General features: G+C 48.5%; 16 protein-coding genes. 14 read left to right on the forward strand and 2 right to left on the reverse strand.

What is annotated here, in order from left to right:
- Positions 1–267 precede the first annotated feature (267 nt).
- The 6 genes from ACIDITHRIX25_RS87155 to ACIDITHRIX25_RS87180 all read left to right on the forward strand — a co-directional run bounded on the left by ACIDITHRIX25_RS87155 (position 268) and on the right by ACIDITHRIX25_RS87180 (position 8,061).
- Positions 268–1,248, forward strand: a complete 981-nt coding sequence (locus ACIDITHRIX25_RS87155; protein WP_201732226.1) for a bifunctional riboflavin kinase/FAD synthetase — start codon at positions 268–270, stop codon at positions 1,246–1,248.
- 78 nt (positions 1,249–1,326) lie between these two features.
- Complete coding sequence (gene rpsO / locus ACIDITHRIX25_RS87160) at positions 1,327–1,584, forward strand: 30S ribosomal protein S15 (protein ID WP_201732227.1); 258 nt, start codon at positions 1,327–1,329, stop codon at positions 1,582–1,584.
- Positions 1,585–1,994: 410 nt separating this feature from the next.
- Entirely contained in the window at positions 1,995–4,490 is a 2,496-nt protein-coding gene (locus ACIDITHRIX25_RS87165) for a polyribonucleotide nucleotidyltransferase (protein WP_201732228.1), read from the forward strand.
- 49 nt (positions 4,491–4,539) lie between these two features.
- Positions 4,540–5,346, forward strand: coding sequence for a 4-hydroxy-tetrahydrodipicolinate reductase (gene dapB / locus ACIDITHRIX25_RS87170; RefSeq protein WP_082058341.1), 807 nt, complete (start codon positions 4,540–4,542; stop codon positions 5,344–5,346).
- A gap of 94 nt (positions 5,347–5,440) precedes the next feature.
- Positions 5,441–6,367 carry a 4-hydroxy-tetrahydrodipicolinate synthase gene (gene dapA / locus ACIDITHRIX25_RS87175; RefSeq protein ID WP_052603870.1) on the forward strand — a complete coding sequence of 309 codons (927 nt, stop codon included), beginning with the start codon at positions 5,441–5,443 and terminating at the stop codon, positions 6,365–6,367.
- The gene (locus ACIDITHRIX25_RS87180; RefSeq protein ID WP_201732229.1) at positions 6,364–8,061 is read left to right on the forward strand and encodes a ribonuclease J; all 1,698 of its coding nucleotides are present in this window, start codon (positions 6,364–6,366) and stop codon (positions 8,059–8,061) included. The genes dapA and ACIDITHRIX25_RS87180 overlap by 4 nt, the downstream gene beginning before the upstream one ends.
- A 225-nt stretch (positions 8,062–8,286) precedes the next feature.
- On the opposite strand, the gene ACIDITHRIX25_RS87185 is transcribed toward ACIDITHRIX25_RS87180, so the two are convergent.
- Entirely contained in the window at positions 8,287–8,445 is a 159-nt protein-coding gene (locus tag ACIDITHRIX25_RS87185) for a hypothetical protein (protein WP_213333383.1), read from the reverse strand.
- Positions 8,446–8,497: 52 nt separating this feature from the next.
- On the opposite strand from ACIDITHRIX25_RS87185, the gene ACIDITHRIX25_RS87190 reads away from it, so the two are divergent.
- From ACIDITHRIX25_RS87190 to ACIDITHRIX25_RS87215, 6 genes are all read left to right on the forward strand, one after another.
- On the forward strand, positions 8,498–10,945 hold the full coding sequence (locus ACIDITHRIX25_RS87190) for an FtsK/SpoIIIE family DNA translocase (protein ID WP_201732231.1): 2,448 nt from the start codon (positions 8,498–8,500) through the stop codon (positions 10,943–10,945).
- A gap of 234 nt (positions 10,946–11,179) precedes the next feature.
- Positions 11,180–12,466 carry a D-alanyl-D-alanine carboxypeptidase family protein gene (locus ACIDITHRIX25_RS87195; RefSeq protein ID WP_201732232.1) on the forward strand — a complete coding sequence of 429 codons (1,287 nt, stop codon included), beginning with the start codon at positions 11,180–11,182 and terminating at the stop codon, positions 12,464–12,466.
- A gap of 204 nt (positions 12,467–12,670) precedes the next feature.
- Positions 12,671–13,555, forward strand: a complete 885-nt coding sequence (gene thrB / locus ACIDITHRIX25_RS87200; protein WP_201732233.1) for a homoserine kinase — start codon at positions 12,671–12,673, stop codon at positions 13,553–13,555.
- A 9-nt stretch (positions 13,556–13,564) separates the two neighbouring features.
- Positions 13,565–14,905: a 30S ribosomal protein S12 methylthiotransferase RimO gene (gene rimO, locus ACIDITHRIX25_RS87205; protein ID WP_052603876.1), complete on the forward strand. Its 1,341-nt coding sequence runs from the start codon at positions 13,565–13,567 to the stop codon at positions 14,903–14,905.
- A 7-nt stretch (positions 14,906–14,912) separates the two neighbouring features.
- Entirely contained in the window at positions 14,913–15,473 is a 561-nt protein-coding gene (locus tag ACIDITHRIX25_RS87210) for a CDP-alcohol phosphatidyltransferase family protein (RefSeq protein WP_052603877.1), read from the forward strand.
- A 136-nt stretch (positions 15,474–15,609) separates the two neighbouring features.
- Positions 15,610–16,851, forward strand: a complete 1,242-nt coding sequence (locus ACIDITHRIX25_RS87215; protein WP_201732234.1) for a competence/damage-inducible protein A — start codon at positions 15,610–15,612, stop codon at positions 16,849–16,851.
- Positions 16,852–16,886: 35 nt separating this feature from the next.
- On the opposite strand, the gene ACIDITHRIX25_RS87220 is transcribed toward ACIDITHRIX25_RS87215, so the two are convergent.
- Positions 16,887–18,281, reverse strand: a complete 1,395-nt coding sequence (locus tag ACIDITHRIX25_RS87220; RefSeq protein WP_201732235.1) for an NAD(P)/FAD-dependent oxidoreductase — start codon at positions 18,279–18,281, stop codon at positions 16,887–16,889.
- 582 nt (positions 18,282–18,863) lie between these two features.
- Between ACIDITHRIX25_RS87220 and recA the strand changes: the two genes are divergently transcribed.
- Complete coding sequence (gene recA, locus ACIDITHRIX25_RS87225; protein WP_052603880.1) at positions 18,864–19,934, forward strand: recombinase RecA; 1,071 nt, start codon at positions 18,864–18,866, stop codon at positions 19,932–19,934.
- A gap of 637 nt (positions 19,935–20,571) precedes the next feature.
- Complete coding sequence (gene miaB / locus ACIDITHRIX25_RS87230; RefSeq protein WP_201732236.1) at positions 20,572–22,041, forward strand: tRNA (N6-isopentenyl adenosine(37)-C2)-methylthiotransferase MiaB; 1,470 nt, start codon at positions 20,572–20,574, stop codon at positions 22,039–22,041.
- Positions 22,042–22,055: the final 14 nt, after the last annotated feature.

A 22,055-nucleotide genomic window follows, 5' to 3' on the forward strand; every position in this document is an offset into this window, starting at 1 on the left:
TTGTCTATGGGCATTTATCGGAAGGAGACGGCCGTTTCCTTAGGAAAAGTCGAAGAGATTGTTTTGAAGTCGAGCTTTTTGTGCGTGGGCTAAGTATGAGGTGAGCGAACATTCAAAGTGAGCTTTGCGATCGAACGTTGGCAAAATGAGTTTCCGGTGGCCGACTTCGTAGGGCTATCATTCATAGATAGAGATAGTGATAATTCTCGGTAGTCGATGCGATTAGAGAAGTTGCAATGACGGCAAGGAATCGATTGTTGGAGAGATATGAAACTTTTGACCCCAGCCACGCAGACGCCGTTAGCGGCGTCGGTTGTAACCATTGGAACCTTTGATGGTGTTCACCTTGGCCATCGCAATCTTTTGGAACATGCTAAGCGGCGAGGTGACGCCTTGGGAATTCCCAGTGTAGCAATAACCTTTAATCCTCACCCAGCAACCATAGTCAGAGGTGGATCTGCACCAGCTTTGATCAACTCTTTTGAGGAGCGGCTAGCGCTGTTTGAAGAGTTGGGAGTGGACTATTGCTACCTGGTTGAGTTTGACCTAGCCAGATCCCAAGAATTGGCGTCAGATTTTGTAAAGGGGACGTTGGTTGGAGATCTGGGCGCGAAGGTTGTGATAGTTGGCCCGGATTTCCGATTTGGTTCGAAACGAGCCGGTAATGTGGACCTGCTCCAAGAGATGGCTGGAGACTGTGGTTTTGTAGTTGAATCTGATCTATTGGTCAAATTGGTAGGTGAGATCGCCGCATCGGTTGGAAAGGTTCTTCCGGAGCTACAAGATGAAGGAGAGGTGGTGGTCTCCTCTACGTTGATTCGAAGGTTGATCTCGCTCGGTAGTGTCGAATTGGCGCATCGCCTTTTGGGCAGAGACTTCTACATAGTTGGTTTAGTCACGTCGGGCGATGGTAGAGGTGGTTCAGAGTTGGGCTATCCAACGGCGAACGTCTCCTATCAGGATAATAGAGTTCTGCCAGTGGATGGTGTTTACGCCGGGTGGGTTCAGTATCAGCAGAGTCGTTACATGGCTGCAGTATCTGTAGGAACTCGTCCAACTTACTACCCCAAAGAGGGTAATCGATTGATTGAGGCGTTTCTTTTGGACTTTGATGGTGATCTCTATGGGCGGGAGATCCAAGTGGGATTTACTCACTTTTTGAGGCCACAGAAGACTTTCTCCAATTCAAAGGAGTTAGTCGATCAGATTGAACTTGACGTTGAGGATGTAAAGGTAAAGCAAAGGTAGGCAAATTACATCTGAGCAACTAAGCTTATGAATTCGTGTTTCACAGAAGTTTTTAGAAGCTCTTCGCAAGGTGCAGGAATGATTGACAAAAAGGCGATAATCGCAGAGTTTGGTAAAAATGAGGCAGATACTGGATCTCCCGAGGTGCAAATAGCACTTCTTAGTTCCAGAATCTCGCATCTAACCGATCACTTAAGGCAGCATAAAGGTGACCACCATACGCGTCGTGGACTTATGATGCTAATTGGTCAAAGGCGACGTCTTTTGGACTACGTAAAGTCCAATGATGTGGAGCGTTATAGAAGTATTATCGCTCGTTTAGGAATTCGTCGTTAGTCGATTTTTTAGAGTGTGAGCTTGAAGTTTACGTCTCGGGCCTGGCGTTTATTCGCCAGGCTCTTTGTCTATGTCAAGCTTCATTTGAAAGGACGTCTATATCTTCGGCGATATATGCGTTGGAATCGGCTAATTTGTAATATGTAGCAGAATGAATCGCACCATATAAGCCGCAATTTCCATGTCAAGGGTGTAAGGCTTGCAGCTGCCAGTGGAGTGGGCCCGAATTGAAACTTCAATTGGGTTTGGACCTAGTCCACTGGGAACTGTGAGAATGCGAATTTGCCAAGGCGAAGCTGGTGCGACTTGTTATCTAGGTATAGGCCCGCCTAGTTATAAAAATGGTGCTCAACTATAGAGTCGAACTCTTCGCATGAGCGATTAGTTCGACGTATCAAATCAGAGGAAGTATGAAAGAAATTATAAAAGTTCAGGCCCAAATATCAGGGACTGAGAAGACCATCTCATTTGAAACAGGCCTCTTAGCGCCGCTTGCAGATGGATCAGTCGTGGCTCGATTGGGAGACACGATGGTTTTGGCTACAGCCGTAGCTTCAAAATCAGTCAAAGAGGGTATCGATTTTTTCCCATTGACAGTCGATGTCGAAGAGCGAATGTACGCAGCAGGAAAGATTCCGGGCTCGTTCTTCCGTCGTGAAGGAAAGGCGACAGACTTTGCCGTATTGGCATCGCGGCTTACAGATCGTCCGATTCGACCGTGTTTTCCAAAGGATTTTCGTCACGATGTACATATCGTGGGAACTGTCTTGGGCGCTGACTCCGAGAATCCTTATGACGTTCTTTTTATAAACGCTGCATCTGCCGCTTTGATGATCTCTGGAATTCCATTCAATGGACCAGTTGGTGCGGTTAGGATTGCATACTCGAGCGATGGTTCATGGATTGCAAATCCATCCTATCAAGATGGAGATGACTCCTCTTTTGAACTAGTTGTTGCTGGTCGACAAGTGCGTTCTGGCGAAAGTACGGGCGACATTGCAATAATTATGGTAGAGGCTGGTGGCACGGCGGCATCTTGGAAGAATTACCAAAGTGGAGCACCTATGGTAACCGAAGAGGTCATTGCTGAGGGATTAGAGGCCGCTAAGACTTGGATACGTGAGTCGATTGCACTTCAGCACTCTCTAGTAGAGGCCTTTGGAAACGTCGTTCCGATGGCATACACGCCAGTGGTTGACTATTCCGATGAAGTCTATAGCCGAGTGTCTGCCATAGCTATGGATCGAATGCGACAAGCAAACGTCGTTGCCGGTAAGACAGAGAGGGCCGCAGCACTCGATGGTGTAGCCATAAGTGTTCAAGAAGAGCTAGCTGGGGAATTCCCAGATGCTTCGAAAGAGATCTCGGCAGCAATTCGATCTATCACCAAGACAGTTATTCGCGAGCGAATAGTAAACGATGGTGTTCGAATTGATGGTCGGGATACGACAACCATCCGTCCATTGACAGCGGCTGTAGGTCTTATTCCTACTGCTCACGGGTCGGGGCTCTTTCAGCGTGGCGAGACTCAAGTCCTAAATGTCTGCACCTTGGGTATGCCAAAGATGAACCAGATGCTGGATTCGCTTGGCACCGATGACTTCAAGCGTTATATGCACCACTACAACTTCCCACCTTTTTCTACCGGAGAGGTTGGATTCATGCGGGCACCAAAGCGACGAGAGATTGGTCATGGTCTTCTGGCTGAGCGAGCTTTGCTACCTGTTATTCCACCAGAGGATGAATTTCCTTACACGCTACGTTTGGTTTCAGAGGCGCTGGCCTCAAATGGTTCAACCTCAATGGCGTCAGTCTGTGGATCGACTCTTTCTTTGATGGATGCAGGTGTTCCCATTAAGGCTCCTGTTGGTGGCATAGCGATGGGCCTAGTGCTCCATGATGGCAAATACACCACTCTTACAGATATTTTGGGTGCCGAAGATGCCTTTGGTGACATGGACTTCAAAGTGGCTGGGACCTCAGAGTTTGTGACTGCACTTCAACTTGATACCAAGATCGACGGCATTCCAGCAAGCGTTTTGGCTAGTGCTCTTTCGCAGGCAAAGACGGCCCGATTAGAGGTTTTGCGAGTTATCCTAGAAACCCTTCCGGCTCCAAGGCTTGAGCTCAATCACAATGCTCCAAAGATCGTTAATTTTGAGATTCCACTTGACAAGATGGGTGAAATCATTGGGCCGAAGGGCAAAGTGATAAACGCAATCCAACAAGAGACTGGGACAGAGATAACGCTAGATGAAGATGGAGAGACCGCAATGGTCACCATCGGTGCCAAGGAGATGGCAGCCGTCAATGAGGCTAGAGACCGCATTCTTGCGATCATCAATCCACCTCTAGCGCAAGTCGGTGGCCATTACTCGGGTAAGGTCGTTGGCATAGCCAAATTTGGCGCTTTCGTAAATATTCTTCCTGGTCGTGACGGACTGTTGCATATCTCAAAGATCGGCGGAGGACGTCGAATTGATCGGGTTGAGGATGTTTTATCCATGGGCCAAGAGCTACGTGTTGTAGTTGATGACATTGATCCAAATGGTAAACTTTCGCTCTCGTTGGTGACAGATCGTGACGACGACGATGACAACGACGACGACGATGATGATGGTGGCGATAGATTTGGCGGTGGTAGCCAAAGTCCCATTCATGATCGAGCCCCCGTTGCTCACGAGCCAGCTACACCCAGAGGCGGCGATCGGATAGAGCGAAATAAGTACGAAGAGGACGACATTGAGGTCGTCTCCTTTGAAGCTGCTTTTGAGGATCAACTGCGTGCTGAATACGGTGATCTAGGTCCCGAGCAAGCTGAGCCTCGAGCATTCGCCGGCAATGATGGTGGTCGAGATCGTGACCGAAATCGTCGTTCCCGTCCACGTCGTGACAGTCGTAGATAGTATCTGATATTTCGTTGGATTTTGGTCGGAGGATTGACTTATCAATAAGATTCGAGTAGCAGTGTTTGGCGCGGGTGGTCAGATGGGCGCAAGCGTCTGTAGGGCTGTGCTTAACGATGATGATTGTGAACTTAGTAGCGCCCTAGATCCTCGCTTAGCTGGGATCGATCTAGGGCAAGCGACGTCAATCCTCGGAACCGGCCTTAGTATCTTGGGAGAACGGGATGCTCTTGAGCCAGATAAGGTTGACGTAGCAGTTGACTTTACCGAAGCGGAAGCTTCTTTCGAGAATGCTCTTTTTTGCGCCAGGAATTCAATTCATATCGTGATAGGCACGACTGGGTTGACAAGCCGGCAGATTGAGATTCTCAAAGAGGCTTTTTCAAAGTCGAATTCAAATTGTCTAATCGCTCCGAACTTTGCGATTGGCGCGGTCTTGATGATGCGTTTTGCCGAGTTGGCCGCTCCGTTATTTGAGACGTGCGAGATAATTGAGTTTCATCACAATCGAAAAGCTGATGCACCGAGTGGCACCGCACTTGTAACTGCTGGTCGAATCGCCTCGGCCAAGAACGGTGGTTTTGCTCAAGATGTAACCTCCGCTGAGCTTGATGGAGCACGAGGTAGTCGGGTCGATAAAAATATCTCTATTCATTCTGTGCGAATGGCCGGAATGGTCGCACATCAAGAGGTTATCTTTGGGACTACGGGCCAGACCTTGAGTATCAGGCACGACTCCTATGATCGGAATTCTTTTATGCCAGGGGTGCTGTTAGCGATTAAAGCGATCTCCGAGCGCGATGGGTTGACCATTGGAATTGAGTCGATTTTGGATGATTATTTGGGTTTAAGGTAGAGATAGTCAATTGGTTCGAATGACTTGCATTTGATCTGGTTTGACAAGAGAGCTAGTCGGTATTTGACGTTATTGGTTAGCTGGGGAGTAGGGAATGGGAAGAGCGCTAGATCAGTTTGGTTCAGTAGTCACAGCTATGATCACCGCCTTTGATGAAGATGGCGAGTTGGACTTAGATGCGACGGTTTCAGTTGCTAAGTATCTAGAAACTGCCGGCAACAGTGCATTGGTTGTTTCGGGTACAACTGGCGAGGCTTCGACGCTTACCGATGACGAGAAGCTCTCTATATGGGATGCAGTCTCCTCAAGTGTGAATATCCCGGTAATTGCTGGCTCTGGAAGTAATGACACCCTGCACTCTGTTTCCCTTACCAAGCAGGCGACAAAGCTGAAGATCGCTGGTGTCTTGGCGGTTGCTCCCTATTACAATCGCCCCCCTCAAAGTGGAATCTTCGGTCATATCCGAGAGATGGCCAATGCGACCGATCTACCTGTGATTATCTACGATATTCCCGTTCGCACCGGTCGAAAGATCGCTACTTCTACGATCTTTGAGTTAGCCAACAGTTGTGACAACATAGTTGGACTCAAGGATGCAGCGGGTGACCCTAGTGCCACCGCTACAGTGATTGCCGGCCTTGGAAGCGGCTTTGACGTCTATTCAGGTGATGACGCTATGACGTTGCCCTTGATGGCCGTAGGTGCAATAGGCGCCATTGGTGTCGCGACGCATTGGGCGAGTGAATTTTTTTCAGCGATGATAGAGGCCTTTAATTCTGGCGACCATCGCCGTGCCATGTCGATCAATGCAGCACTATTTGAATCGTATGGCTTTGAGACAGGCGATTTCGCGCCTAATCCCATGCCAACAAAGGTAATGATGAACGAAATGGGCTTTAGGGTTGGTCAGTGTCGACTTCCCATGGGAGCACCCCCTCTCGGCCTTCAAGAAGATGCGAAGCGAGTCTTGGCTAATTTGAAGGAAAGCGCCCAAAACTATTCAATTAAGGTGAATTTTTGACAAGCAAAATTGATAACAGCCAAGATCACGTCAGGGTAGTTTTCCTTGGCGGGTTAGGTGAGATAGGTCGCAACTGCGCAGCGATTGAGATGGGTGATGAGATCTTGATCATCGACTGCGGTTTGATGTTTCCAACTCACGACACCCCTGGTGTGGATTTGATTCTTCCGGACTTCTCTTACCTCTTGGAAAATAAAGATAAGGTGATTGGGGTCGTCATAACCCATGGTCACGAAGATCATATCGGTGCACTTCAATTTCTCTTACGAGAGATGAGCCTTGATATCTACGGCTCGCAGCTAGCGCTTTCGCTAGCTAGCTCAAGGATAGAAGAAGCAGGCCTAGGCGCAAAAGCCCGGATGCACTACGTCTCTGACCGCGAGGTCCGAGATATAGGTAGCTTTGTTGTAGAATTTATCCCGGTTACCCACTCTGTGCCCGACTCTTTTGCGCTTGCAATACGAACTTCGATCGGCACAATTGTTCATTCGGGCGACTTTAAGATTGACCTTACCCCTGTGGATGGGCGACTGCCCGATCTCGCACGTCTTGGTCAGATCGCTAGTTCTGAGGGCATAGCCCTGCTGTTGGCTGATTCGACCAACGCAGAGGAGTCAGGTCACTCTGACTCTGAGTCAGAGGTCGGCCCGGTGCTCGGACAGCTGTTTGCGACCAATAAGACCAAAAGAATCGTGGTCACCTGCTTTGCTTCGCATATCCACAGAATGCAACAGATTGCTAATGCAGCTCTGGAGGCAGGCAGAATGATCTTTCCCCTTGGGCGTTCTATGGGGAAAAACATTGCGCTTGCTCGCTCTATTGGTCTATTGAATATACCCGAAGCATCACTAGCTGATATAGAGAAGGTTAATTCCTATCCTGATGATCGTATCTGTGTTATCTCCACAGGAAGTCAGGGCGAGGCGATGTCTGCTCTTACCCTAATGGCGGCCAATGAGAATAAGTTTCTTAAATTGAATCAAAATGACCTTGTAATCATCTCCGCTGATGTGATCCCCGGTAATGAGTCAGCTGTTGGCAAGGTTATCGATGGACTTCACCGTCGTGGAGCTGACGTGGTCCATGCAGGGATAGCCAAGGTTCACACATCTGGCCATGCCAAGCGTCAAGAGTTGAGGCTATTGCAGACGATCTGTAAACCACGTTTTTTTGTTCCAGTACATGGTGAATTTCGACATTTGAATTCTCATTCCCGACTTGCAAATGAGATGGGTGTGCCAAAGGATAACATAGTTGTCTGCCTAGACGGTGATGTGCTTCGATTGGATCGCGAGAGCTTGACCAGAGATGGCAAGGTCCCCGCGAGCTATCTTTATGTCGATGGGGTTGTGGATGGCCTCTCTAAAGGTGTCCTTCGGGATAGAAAGACCCTCGCCTCAGAGGGTGTTGTAGTAGTTGTGGTCTCTGTCGATGTAGCTAGTGCTACGATAATTACCGGTCCTGAGATCGTAACCCGAGGATGGGCCCATAGTGACAATGATCGTCCTGACTCTATTGCCGAGCTTATTGAGGATCTAAAGGCAGCGATTAGGGCGACTATTACCACCACGATTGGTGAGGCAGGCTCTGACTACGACACGGTATCTCGACATATTCGTACCACGACTGCGAAACTAATCGAGAAGCGTACCAAGATGCGACCGATGGTTATCCCAGTTCTGACAGAGATTTAGCTCTCCGTTGGCTGGATAAATCTATAGGTCTTTTCATCTTCGGTTTATCTCAAGAGTATTAAAATTGATTTCTTTGGGTTTTTCCTAGACTTTTCGGGTTCAAGTGATCTATAGTACCAAATTGTGCTCAACTCTACGATAGGTCTAGCCTTTAGTGATGCACGGTACTACACTTATGTAGTTATTCAAATTTTGGATGCTTGTAATTTCAGATGAATGAATCGTCTAGTTGTTCAGATTGGAGGTTGAGACACTGAAAAGCACTGGTGAAACCCGTAAAAAAGCAAGTTCGAGCCGTATTATCCAGGAGCCAAAGCCGATAGCAAAGCGATCTTCGGGGTCGACTTCAAAGAGCAGGGCAACCTCTCCTCGAACGTCAGCCATAGCCACTGTCCCTTCAAAGGGATCATCAACCAGCAATAGGCGTCCTGCTCATTTGCGTGCCAGAAGGACAGAGGCGGATGTAGCAGGTTTGATCATTCTTGGTGGCGTTATCTTTGGAGTACTATCTCTCTTTTCAGTACTAGGTGGAGTTGGAACTTCGTTTGATCATCTCTTCGCCGCGGCCTTTGGCTATGGAAGGGTCTTGTTCTACGCTTATATCGGATATTATGGACTGGTGCTTGTCTTAGATATAAGGCCATCGCTCAAGCGTCGGTATCTATCTAGCGGGGCACTTACAATAGTGGCTTTGTTGGCCTTTTCCTCCTTTTTGATCTTTGAGCTTCTACATCCTCATCGCAATCCATCATTAGCGGAGCGAGGCGGCCTTATCGGGTGGTATACCTTTCGAGGCATTGCCGCATTGGTCTCTCCCGGTGGTGCTGGTATATTAATCTTTGTCGTAGTTGTCTTTTCTCTTTTGGATCTTTTTGGCCATTCCCCAATCGCTATCGTTCGGCGTTATCGCTACCGTATTGCTCGCCATTTCAACGACGGATCCGACGCCAGAGAGATTCAAGGAGCGCCTTTGTCCTTGGACGAGCCGCACACTAGCTCTCCTCCTCTGGTGCATAAGCCAACTAGGTCTAGATCTCGATCTAGGATGCCATCGGTTCCGGTATATGACTACGCCGAGGATTCTCTATCGAATGAGGCTTATTTAGGGGCTGATCGGGGAAGCAAGGATCTTGGAAATCCTGAATCAAAGGTCATAAACATACCGGTGCAGCCGTTAGAAGCTGTGGCCGAGGGGTCGGATTCACAAGAGCTAGATGAAGAGCTGCTACTTGGGGGCTCAAATGCAGATGCTTTCGACTCCTCTCCAGCCGATGAGGATCTGGATAGCCAAGATGGGGTTGCTCAGGACTTTGACGAAAAGGCAGATGAGCGAGTTGTTGCGTGGAAGCTTCCTCCGGGTAATATTTTACGACGTTCAGCGGTCCGCGCCTTAGACAAAGATGAACTTTGGAAGCGTGGTCGTATTCTATGCGACGCCCTAGCAACCCATAAGGTAGAGACTTCACTGGTTGGAATGACTGTGGGTCCTACTGTAACTCGTTACGAGTTGGAACTTGGTGCGGGCGTCAAGGTGGCTCGTGTGACATCTTTAAACAAAGATATTGCTTATGCCATGGCGGCGGCCGATGTCCGAATATTGGCGCCTATTCCAGGTAGGAGTGCCATTGGGGTGGAAGTCCCAAATGAGCGCAGAGTAATTGTTGCATTGGGTGACGTTCTTGGCGCTCCAGAGGCGGCGGCTAATTTGCACCCTCTAGCTGTGGCTATTGGTCGAGATATCTCGGGCAAGGCGACATTGGCGAATCTCGCAGAGATGCCTCACGTTCTGATAGCCGGGTCGACCGGTTCTGGTAAGTCTTCTTGTTTGAATTCTATTCTGACCTCAATCCTGATGCGTTCCACCCCAGATGAAGTTCGGATGATTCTGATCGACCCAAAGAGGGTAGAGCTAGGTCAATATAATGGTGTCCCGCACCTTCTGACTCCTGTGGTCACCAATCCCAAAAAGGCGGCGAACGCCTTAGCCTGGGCGGTCAAGGAGATGGAGCAGCGCTATGATCTCCTATCTGAGCTTGGTGCTCGAGATATCGTGGGTTACAACCAGATAGTCGAAAACCTTCAGAGGGAGGCCTCTGAAGAAGATAAAGCGGATTTGCCGTTCGTTGATGCTGCAAATGAGACCTCATCCGAGATTGAGTTGGGTCCATCTCCATTGTTCGATTCCATCAAAGAGAAGTCCTATCGCCACCTTCCTTACATCGTTGTTGTCGTTGATGAGCTCAATGATCTAATGATGGTAGCCGCTAGGGACGTAGAAGAGTCGATCTGTCGTATTGCTCAGATGGCTAGAGCCGTCGGAATCCATCTGGTGATTGCCACTCAACGTCCTAGCGTAGATGTGATTACGGGGTTGATAAAGGCCAACATCCCCTCTCGTATGGCCTTTTCTGTCTCATCCTTAGCGGATTCGAGAGTCATCTTGGACCAACCAGGAGCTGAAAGATTGATCGGTAAGGGTGACATGTTGATGCTAGGAGCATCAACGTCTCACCCCCAGAGGCTTCAAGCTCCGTGGGTCGCGGAAGAGGAGATTCGCAAGGTAGTAGCTTCCTGGATTCGACAGGGTAGAACCAGCTTTGTAGGTGACTTCGAAGTGGTTGAGACTACAAGCGACAGTTCCGATTCCAAAGAGGATGAGGACGAATTGTTCATGGCAGCGTTGGAGCTAGTTGTTAGCTCTCAACTCGGGTCCACCTCAATGCTCCAGAGAAAGTTGCGGGTCGGGTTTTCACGCGCCGGTCGCCTTATGGATTTGCTTGAGCGTAGGGGTATTGTCGGCCCGCTAGAGGGCTCGAAGCCGAGAGTGGTATTGATGGGTAAAGAGGAGTTTGAGAGTTATAAAGATCAGCGACTGATAGGTTAGCTCTTGGGTGATTCTGGTTAATTACTTTTGATGATTACACCAGCTCAAGAATGGCTATTAGCTATCTTTTTGGTTAGTTGGCGCCAAAGCCATGAACCAGATCTTCCAACTTCAATTATTCTATTTCATCGGAGAAGTTCAATTTGTAGCGGTTCGTAGGACGACCTTTTCAATTGAATTTTTTATTTTTTTAATTTAGATGGGATTCGGTAGTTGGGTAGAAACGATTCATGGGTGCCTCGTGCTAAAACATCAGGCGGAGGTTACGGCTATTATCGAAGAGATCGTGCCAGGGGAGCTAAGAGATTACTAATTGGGCTGCTTGTGATCTTGGTTTTAGTTGGTGCCCTAGGGGCGTTTCAGCTTCTTAGGACGCCTCCCCAACCAAAATTAACGACATCGATCTCCTCCAGCCAGGCTATCGCGGGCCCCGCTCCAACTCTTACATGGCCATCTCAAGGCGCGGCAGACGTTGGATTGGAAGGAGTGGGCAGTGTTGGAAATCACGGGACAAAGACTCCGATAGGGTTGGCTTCGGTGGCTAAGATAATCACAGCCTTGGTTATCATCCATGATCACCCTCTCGCTGTGGGCGCCCAGGGGCCCAATCTTACTGTAGCTCCAGGCGATGTGAGCAACTATCAATCCATGCTTGCCGCTCAGGATTCGGTGATGGCTGTCGTTTCTGGTGAAGTTCTAACGGAGTATCAGGCGCTTGAAGCGCTCTTGATTCCTTCTGCTGATAATGTGGCTAGCCTTTTGGCTCAGTGGGATGCCGGCTCTATAAGTGCCTTTACTCAGAAGATGAATCAGATGGCTGCCTCGTTGGGCATGAAGAATTCGAAGTACGTCGATCCGAGTGGATTGGATTCCAATACAGCAGGTACCGCTCCGGATCAACTTCGTGCGGCTCAAGCTCTACTAGCCAATCCGGTCTTGGCTCAGATTGTGGCGATGCCCCAGGCTACTCTACCGGTAGCTGGAGTCGTCTATAATGTGAATGGACTTGTGGGCCACGACAATATCACTGGAGTAAAGACAGGCTCCACGCCAGCGGGTGGTAACTTTGTATTTTCTGGAACCACTACACTTCCAGCGAACCCCGCCCTGCCTCGAAGTGTTAGTTCGAATCCTCAGGTAATTGGTGTGATCTTGGGACAACAGGGCTACACCCCGCTTCCTACCGCGCTATCTGCAGGAAAAGCATTGCTTGATTCTTTTCGGAAGATTCCCAAGAATATCAAAGTTATCAACCAGGGTGCGATTGTCGGTTCGATCTCGGCCCCGGGACAGAGCGCGGTTTCAGTCGTTACCGCCGCCTCAATATCATTGGTTGGATGGCCCGGACTGACAGTTCGATACAGGGTCCAAACGTTGAAGAATTTGCCCTCCTCCTTTGGTAGTGGCTTCAAGGTTGGGACCTTGACCGCGACAATCGGTTCGGAGAGCGCTAGTGTAAATCTCATTGTCAACGGTAGCGTAAAGGCCCCTACAATAGCTTGGAGATTGCGAAGACTTTAGGGGACGTTGTGGCGGTCGGCAGATATTATCAGTTATGATTTTCTTCAATGTGATGGCTAAGTAGACATCGTATCTTTTCCAGTTTCTTTCAAATCGCGATCCTATCTTCATCAACAGCTAGCCCTCTTTAGGTAAATATGGGCTATTAACTAAGTAAGGATTGGCCCACATATTGAGTTTCCTAGGTCAAGAGGTTGATTTTTCATGAAGGTAAGGGTACCGGCTTCGAGTGCCAATTTGGGTCCAGGTTTTGATGTTCTTGGGTTGGCACTGTCGATCTATGTAACGGTAGAAGTGAACGAAGCAGAGAGCCTTTCTATAGTCTCTAGTGGCTTTGGTTGTGATGTGCCAAACAATGCAAGCCATTTGGCGGCGGTTGTTGCTCAAGAAGTTCTAGGCCATAGCAATGTTTCTATAGAGATTGATTCTCAGATTCCCCTGGCTCGAGGTTTAGGTTCGTCGGCAGCACTGTCTGTTGCTGTTGCAGGAGCCTGTGGAGCCTATGATGCTTTTGTAGTTGGCAGTGATTTTGATGGTCACTGTGAGAACGCAGCGGCTAGTTACTTTGGTGGGTTGGTAGCAGGGAGCAGGGTTGGAGACTCTTGGGAGGCTATCTCCATTCCTATTGATCCCCGGTACGGGGTCATTATTGTGGTTCCAGAGATTGAGATACCTACTAAAGATGCTAGAGCAGTTCTTCCTAAATCCATTGCCTTTGGTGACGCCGTCTTTAATCTAGGGCGTATGGCTTTGCTGATGGGCGGTCTAGCAAATATTGAGGCGATGCGATTTGAATTTGGAGAGGATAAGTTGCACGAACCATATCGTGAGGTTATATTCCCTGGGGCGATTACCATCAAAGAGATACTTGGCGATAACGGTGCACTTCTCGCCACCTGGTCCGGCGCGGGAAGTTCAATGATTGGGCTATTCGATCGATATGACATTGCAACCTCTATCTCGACGATCCGTGATGAACTAGCTTCGGCGAATGTTGCGGCTGAGGTGTTTGACGTAGCGATAGATACCGAGGGAATCTGTTTTTTGGAGGATCTTGACGATCCAGATGATCTCGACGATCGAAGCTAAGGGCGATTTATGACAAAGAAGGTAAATGAGAGCATCTGGATCGAGACACTCGGTTGCGCTAAGAATGAGGTAGATTCTCAGAAGTTGCACTTTCGAGCTCAAGGTTTGGGTTACGAAAGCGCCAAGACAATCAAGGATGCATCCATGGTTGTGATAAATACTTGTGCCTTTATAGAGGCTGCGAGGGCGGAATCTATCTCAGTGATCTTAGATGCCCTAGAAGATAAGGCAAAAGAGGCCAAGATCGTTGTGACCGGTTGCATGGCAGAGCGCTACAGGCAGGAATTGACTGACGCTCTTCCAGAGGTTGATCTAATAGTTGGCTTTGGCGAGGAATTTATGCATCACGAGACCTCTGGCATAGAGGGCTCTTCTATTAAGATCTCAAAGACTAGACGCAAAGGGGCGCCATCGATGGATCTCGATCGCTCCTTTGACCTATTGAATCTGCCAATTGGTCCTAGCAATAGCCCTTTTTCATACCTCAAAGTAGCTGAGGGTTGTGACCGCAAGTGTGGATTTTGCGCAATTCCATCTTTTCGAGGCAAGCAACAAAGCCGAGACTTTGATGACTTGGTAGCGGAGGCTGAGACTTTAGCTTCTCCAGAGATTATCGTTATCGCTCAGGATTTGGCTAGTTATGGCAGGGATCTATACGGCAGCGCTCGGTTGGTTGAACTGGTTCGGGAGTTGATGGATAAGATAGAATGGGTTCGCCTTTTGTACCTCTATCCGAGTCAGCTGAACTCTGAGCTTATTGATTTGATAGGTTCATCTAGAGTAAATTATTTTGATCTTTCTCTACAACATGTTTCAAAGACGCTTTTGAGACAAATGCGTCGACCGGGATCTGGTTCTGAGTTTTTAGAGAAGATTAGAAGGATTCGCGAGCTTTACCCAAGTGCAGTCTTTCGAAGCAATTTTATCATCGGATATCCTGGTGAGACTGAGGATGATCACGACGAATTGCTTGAATTTATTGAGGCTGCCCAGCTGGACTGGGTTGGATTTTTTGGCTATTCCAAAGAGCAAGGGACCTATGCTGACTCCTTAGAGGGCCAAATCCCAAGTGAGGTTATAGTAGATCGACTCGCACAGGTATCCCAAGCTCAGGAGGCGATCACGGCCCTTAGGCGACGCTCTCATATTGGACGCCAGCTTGAGGTCGTGGTCCAGAGTAAAGGGGTTGGTCGCTCATATATGGAGTCGCCTGAGATTGATGGTCTGATCGTCGTTCCATCAAATCTTAAGGTAGGCTCTTTACAATTGGTGAAAATCCTAGATTGTATCGGGTTAGACCTTGTTGGTGAGCCAGTTGAGGTTGTTTCGGACAAGGAGAGCGGGAGATAGTTTAGAGGTGTCGAGCTACACATTTGGACCTAGCGCAATTGCGACTCCGGCTAATATCATTACCGCGGTTAGGGTCGCATTCACCCCAGTCATAGCAATATTATTTATTCATAAGGGGCCTTCCGTTTTAGTTGCTCTGCTGTGGGTCTTTGTCTCGGTGACAGACGGTGCTGACGGATGGTTGGCACGACGTCAAGGTACCACTCGATCTGGCGCTTTTTTAGACCCATTGGCAGACAAGATATTGGTCTTTGGCGTCTTCTTTGCAATTGTTGCTAAGGGATATGCTTGGTGGTTGCCGATAGCAGTGATGGCCGTTCGGGAGGTTGCTATGTCGTATTACCGCGCACACCTGGGTCGGCGAGGAGTATCCGTACCAGCTCGGCCATTGGGCAAGGCTAAGACTGTGGCACAGCTATTGGCGATCTTTGTCATAGTCACTCCAGGAATCGGTGGATTGCGTGGTCCTCTTTCGGTCTCTTTGATTTGGATTGCAGCAGTTCTAGCATTGGTCTCAGGTTATTTTTATTTCATCGATGGATCTCACCCTGCGCCTAGGGCACTTTAGAGATAATCTGGAGTCGTTTGCATTTTTTTTTCATTGTGATCCAATAGAGCTATGAGTTGCCAAATGTAAAGGCGATCAGCCTTTTGGTTTGTGGCTAGGTCTCTAAGGTTTTTGTTTTCTAAAGAAAGTAGCAAAGTTGCGCGTAGAGATCGTTGCGGTTGGAACTGAGTTGCTGTTGGGTCAAATTGTTGATACGAATTCAACTATGATCTCGCAAAGGCTCGCGGATGTTGGTTTGGACTGTTTCTTTCAAGCCAAGGTGGGAGATAACCTAGAGCGTATCAAGCTTGTCCTTCGTGACGCCCTTTCTCGAAGTGATGCGGTTATTGTCTGTGGTGGGCTTGGGCCAACCCAGGACGATATAACCAGGGAGGCTATCGCTGGCGTTATGGGTGTTCCCCTTGAGATGCATGAAGATATTGCTGAGTCTATCAAGGCGATCTTTTCGTCTAGGGGACGGACGATGTCTCAGAATAACCTACTCCAAGCCATGGTCCCTGTCGGAGCTAGTGCCATAACTCAAGTGCGAGGTACCGCACCTGGACTGATAGCACCTGTAGGTAGAAAAGTAATCTATGCAGCACCTGGAGTTCCATACGAACTATCTGAGATGTTAGATCGTGCTATTATCCCTGATCTTTTGGAGCGCCAAGGTGACAAAGCAAGCATCGTCTCTCGTGTGATTCGATGTTGGGGTCTCTCAGAGTCGGCATTAGCTGAACGCCTTGATCCGCTTTTTCAAGAGATCGACTCAACTAAGGCTCCGATCACATTGGCCTTTTTGGCCAGCGGCATTGAGGGTATAAAGGTTCGCCTTAGTGCCCGGGCTGATACCAAAGAGGCGGCAAGTCAGGTGATAAGCCGATACGAGGCAAAGGTTCTTGAAGTCGTTGGCGACCATGTCTTTGGCTATGACGATACCACCATGGAGGCCGCTGTCGGTGAGTTACTTTTAGAGAGATCTCTCACCTTGGCTGTTGCGGAGTCTGTAACTGGAGGTTTAGTGGCATCTCGTATCGTTGCGGTTCCAGGAGCATCGCGGTGGTTTAGGGGAGGTGTTGTGAGCTATGACACCGAGGTAAAGCGAACCCTATTGGGAGTAGTAGCCGACGATGTGATAACCGCCCAGGCCGTGATAGAGATGGCGATTGGGGTTCGATCGGCGATCAAAAGTGACGTCGGCTTAGCTTTTAGTGGAGTTGGGGGACCGGAGGGCGTTGGAGATCATGCCGTAGGAACTGTCTTTGTTGGGGTTGACCTTGGTGATGGAGCTCCTTTTGCCCATGAGCTAAAACTGCCGGGGGATCGCGAGCGAATTCGACAGTTCTCAACAATCTCGGGTTTGGATCTGCTTCGTCGTCGGATACTCAAAGGGTAGCCACTCCTTTGAGTACTTAATAGATGTCTATTTGGTTACGAGTCAAATCCATAGCCTAGGGCTCTGGTTGTTCTGAGCCACAGCCCCTCTTTGGCAGTGAGGTCTTCTCTGGCAAGAGCATGGCGTGTGACCTGGACCGCTGCGTACCTAAAGGGTTCAGGGGGCAAGATTCTTGGCTTTGATTTCGTATATTTTAGGCAGAGTAGCTTTGAGTTTGGGTTGAATAAAAGGTCATTGGTGACCTGTGCGCCAAAGCGAGTAGCTGCTACTCCAAGGCCGGTGTAGCCGGTTGAATATGCAACTTTTTTATCGAATATGGTACCGAAAAATGGGGAAAATCTAGTGCAGGTGTCTATGGCTCCGGACCAGGCGTGGCTAAATCCAATCCCCTCCAAGTTGGGAAATGTCACGAAGAATTGGTTGGCCAACTTCTCGTATGTCTTTGGCCTCCATTCATAACCAGCGTCAAGTCTGCCTCCGTAGTGGTAGATCGCGTCGTATCCGCCCCAAAGTATGCGATTGTCAGACGTGAGGCGGCAGTAGTGAAATTGATTGGCGATATCTGAAAGTCCCCATCGTCCTTCCCACTTAATCTCTTCTAGTTGTGCCCTCTCTAATGGTTCGGTCATTAGAACATAGTCGTAAACGGGCAGAATGTAACGGCGAATCTGAGGGTTCAACGAGGTCGCCACATTGGTGGCCAGAATTGCTTTGGATGAGATAACCTCCCCAAAGTCACTTTGCAGATGCAGGCCACTACCCCTAGCTCGTAGCGAAGTGACTGGCGTATTTTCAAAGAATTCGATACCGAGCTCTATTGCATGGTTGTAGAGTCCGATGCTAAGGCGATATGGATCAACGATTGCGGTTAGCTTCGGGTTGAAGATCGCCTCTTGATAGCCAGTGACATTGATCATTGATTTTGCATCTTTGGCACTAAGGAGCTTCGCATTTTGACCATATCGGTTGCGAAGGTCCACTGTCTCTTTGAGGTCCTGATCTTTTCTAGTGGCAAATTCCAATGATCCAACTACTTGGTAGTCACACTCGATGGAGTTGTTCTCGATGAATTTGCCAATGGCTAGGAAGTTCTCAACCCCTAACTTTTCTAGATCATAGAGTTCGTCGTTAAATTGCGATTGTCCCTGCTCTAGGCCGTGTGTGAGGCTGTGTTGGACAAAGCCTCCATTTCGTCCACTTGCGCCACTTCCAATACTTTGCGCCTCTAAAACTGCGACTCTAATTGCGGGGTTGGCCTCTTTTGCTAAAATTGCACTCCAAAGGCCGCTAAAGCCACCTCCTATGATTGCTAGGTCAACCCTGATTGAGGTCGTCAATCTAGGCGAGGAGTATTCTTTCGGCCCTTGGTTGTCTATCCAGAATGGCCGATGTAGGGTCTTTGATAGCGATTGTGTGAATCTATTGTTCATTGGGGATCTATGCATCTTTTGTGCGTCCTTTGAATAGTCATTTCAAGTGATGAATTCGCGGCGAATCTGATTGAACTGATAGGTCGTAGGCGATTGCAGTGATCGTGTGATCGATCTTGAGTTAGGTCGGCGGTCTCTTATGAGATTTCGATAAAGATGCTTATGCAATAGCTACTTGACCCAAGATTCGCTTTGGCTGTAGGAAGTCGTCTATTGTGCATATTATGGTCGGGCAATGTGGAAAGCTAAAAGGTGAAAACCTAAAAGCTGCGCCCTTGGTTCTCTCTATTTCTGTTTGTCATCTGCTATCGAAGCAATATCGGTTTTGGGAAAGCCGGTAATACTAAAGCCAAGGTTGAAAAAGAGAGTATCTCACCTCCAATGAAAGATATAGATATATCCTATACTCAATTAGAAATAACTCTCTGCTATCGAACATATGTTCTTATTCGTGCTAATCTAGTACCTTAGGTTTTTAAACTACACAATTGAAGTTCGTTGTTACTTTGAACTGATAAGTTTCGTCCCGGAAGAAAAGTCCGTGGTGCAGATCAATTTGAAAAGAAAGTAAGAGGAGATAAAATGGCCGCAAGAGTTCCAAAGCAGAGTAGCGAGGGAATGGACAAAAATAAAGCCCTCGAGATGGCGATAGGCCAGATAGAGCGTCAATTCGGCAAAGGCTCAATTATGCGGATGGGCGCGGCTCCTAAGATGGCAATAGAATCCATCTCCACCGGGGCTATGGCACTTGATCTTGCTCTTGGCGTTGGTGGCCTACCTCGAGGTAGGGTAGTGGAGATCTTTGGCCCAGAGTCCTCAGGTAAATCAACACTGGCGCTACACGTAGTTGCAGAAGCTCAGCGTACGGGTGGTATTTGCGCTTACGTGGACGCTGAGCATGCGCTGGATCCAGTCTACGCTAAGGCTATCGGGGTGGATATCGATGCCCTTTTGATCTCGCAGCCTGATACCGGAGAACAGGCCCTAGAGATCGCTGATACCCTAGTTCGATCAGGTGCCTTGGACGTTCTCATCATTGACTCTGTGGCAGCACTTACGCCTCGTGCCGAAATTGAAGGGGAGATGGGTGACTCTCACGTAGGGTTGCAAGCTCGGCTGATGTCTCAAGCACTTCGTAAGTTGACAGCTAACTTGAATCGTTCTAACACAATTGCTGTCTTTATCAACCAACTTCGTGAAAAGATCGGCGTTATGTACGGATCTCCGGAGGTGACTCCAGGTGGAAGGGCTCTGAAGTTTTACGCTTCAGTCCGATTGGATATTAGGCGTATCGATCAGATTAAAGATGGCGCCGATATTGTAGGTAATCGTACCCGTGTCAAGGTTGTTAAAAATAAGGTAGCCCCGCCTTTCCAACAAGCAGAGTTTGACATTATGTATGGTAAGGGCATCTCAAGGGAGGGGTCGCTCCTTGATGTGGGAGTGGACCTGGGATTGATAAAGAAGGCTGGCGCATGGTATACCTATGAGGGCGAGCAGCTAGGTCAGGGGCGTGAGAACGTGAAGTCCTATATCGAGTCAAACCCAGTTTTGATGGCCGAGCTTGATGAGAAGATTAGAGCTGTCGTCGTCGTGGATCATAAGGCGGAATTTACAGAGGAAGACGACGAGCCGATCTATTTAGACGAGTGATTCTTTCTCGATGAAATTCGCTTTTTTGCGGTTTCTATGAAATTTGATTTAGGCTGCTCTTTGATTATATCTATTCAAAGGCAATAGGAATGGTACTAACGCCCTAACGGGGTGGGTGCGGAAGGTTATCGCTGCACTGTTAGTGAGCCTAGTAATCAGCTTTATACGGCACTTTTTATACAGCACTCCCCGTGCGCATTTGGAGCATTCTGGCTGTTCACTTTTGTGAACAGCCAGAATGCTCTTTCATCAAGGTTTTAGTTGTGCCCAAATTGCAACCAGACCATTAATATCCGGTAGCTTTGGGTTGGCTTAGGTTTGGTGTGTGTCGATCACTTGGTCGATCGCCTTTACCCTCATGAACTTAGCGAATTCACCCACCCCTTTTTTTATGATTTTCCTCGAGGTGCCTTTGGCACTTTTGTTGTTAGCACTTTTTATAAATATTTCATTTTATGATTTAGTGTGCATATCAATACTTCAGGGGCAAATCATTTAAATGAGGTTCGCGTTTTATGGGTCTCGCGGAAGTTGTCGGAGTCTGGGTTGGCATTGGACAACCATGCGAGGTTTAACTTGATCTCACTCTGGGTAATCTCAAAAAGACAATCGAGCATTGGTTGATAGGCTATAAGTCGTGGAGAAAAGTTTTTTTGTTAGGACATTTGGTTGTCAGATGAATGAGCATGATTCAGAGCGAATATCTAATCTTTTGATTCGCGATGGTTATGTCTCGAGCGATAATGCCCTCACGGCCGATGTAGTGGTTCTAAATACTTGTTGTATCCGAGAGAATGCTGACACCAAGCTCTATGGAAACCTAGGGCATTTAAAGGCTATCAAGGACGAGCGAGAGGATTTCAAGATTGTAGTGGCCGGTTGTCTGGCCCAGAAGGATCGCGATCTTATCCGCAAGCGTGCTCCCTGGGTAGATTTGGTGGTGGGTACCCACAATGTTTCAAGGGTAGCAACACTTCTGGAGGAGACTTCTACCAAAGGGCCAATAGTGGAGATCCTTGAGGAGTCGATCTTAGATCAAGAGTTCTTTTCGTCGCCGGGTCCTCGATTGAGTCTTCCCTATTCGGCTTATGTGACCGTGCAAATTGGATGCGATAATAACTGCGCCTTTTGCATAGTCCCGCAAGTTCGCGGTAAAGAGATCTCTCGTCCCTTTGGTGAACTCCTTGGTGAAGTTCGACAACTAGCTCAAGATGGAGTTACCGAGATAACGCTCTTGGGGCAGAATGTAAATTCGTATGGTCGTGACCTTACGGTTGACGCACGGCGCAGTGGAGTCTTTGATTCTAAGATCGTTGGTGAACAATATCTAAGTGAGGAAGGGGCAAGGCTACGGCCGCTCTTTGGCGACCTTATGCGAGAGGTAGCTCAAATAGACGGCATTTCTCGAGTTCGCTTTACCTCCCCTCATCCAAAGGATTTGAGGCCCGAGACAATTGAGGCAATGGCCTCGACTAAAGAGATAATGAACCACCTGCATTTTCCTCTTCAATCGGGGTCCGATCGGATTCTTGCTCTCATGCACCGTGGATATAGCGCAGAGCGCTACCTAGAGAAACTCCGTGATGCACGCCTTGGTATTGACGACTTAGCTGTTACTACAGATATTATCGTCGGCTTTCCCGGTGAAACCGAAGAGGACTTCGAGGCCACATTGGAGGTGGCGGCGAGTGCACAATATGACGGAGCCTATACCTTTATCTACTCTCCTCGACCTGGAACCGAGGCCGCTGCCATGGTGGATCGCTTCATAGCTCCGGAGGTGATCTCTGATCGTTTCGATCGTCTTAAGGTTGTGATTGAGCGAAGCGCTCTGGCCCGGCACGAGGCTCGCATTGGTAGGGTTGAGGAGGTCTTGGTCGAAGGGCCGAGTAAGAAGAATCCAGATCATATGAGTGGAAGAACTGCACAGAATAAGTTGGTGCACTTCAACAAGGAACCGCAATTCAACAGTGCTGAGCGGTTGGGCGTGGGTTCTTATGTGGAAGTGGAGATTACTTCAGCTACGCCATATTTCCTAAGGGGAAGATTGCTGAACGTGGTGCGTTCTCCGAGGCATCGAAGAAAGTTGCAGGTAGCGGCTTATTGAATTCGCTCTCTGGA

This window comes from Acidithrix sp. C25 (assembly GCF_904848545.2).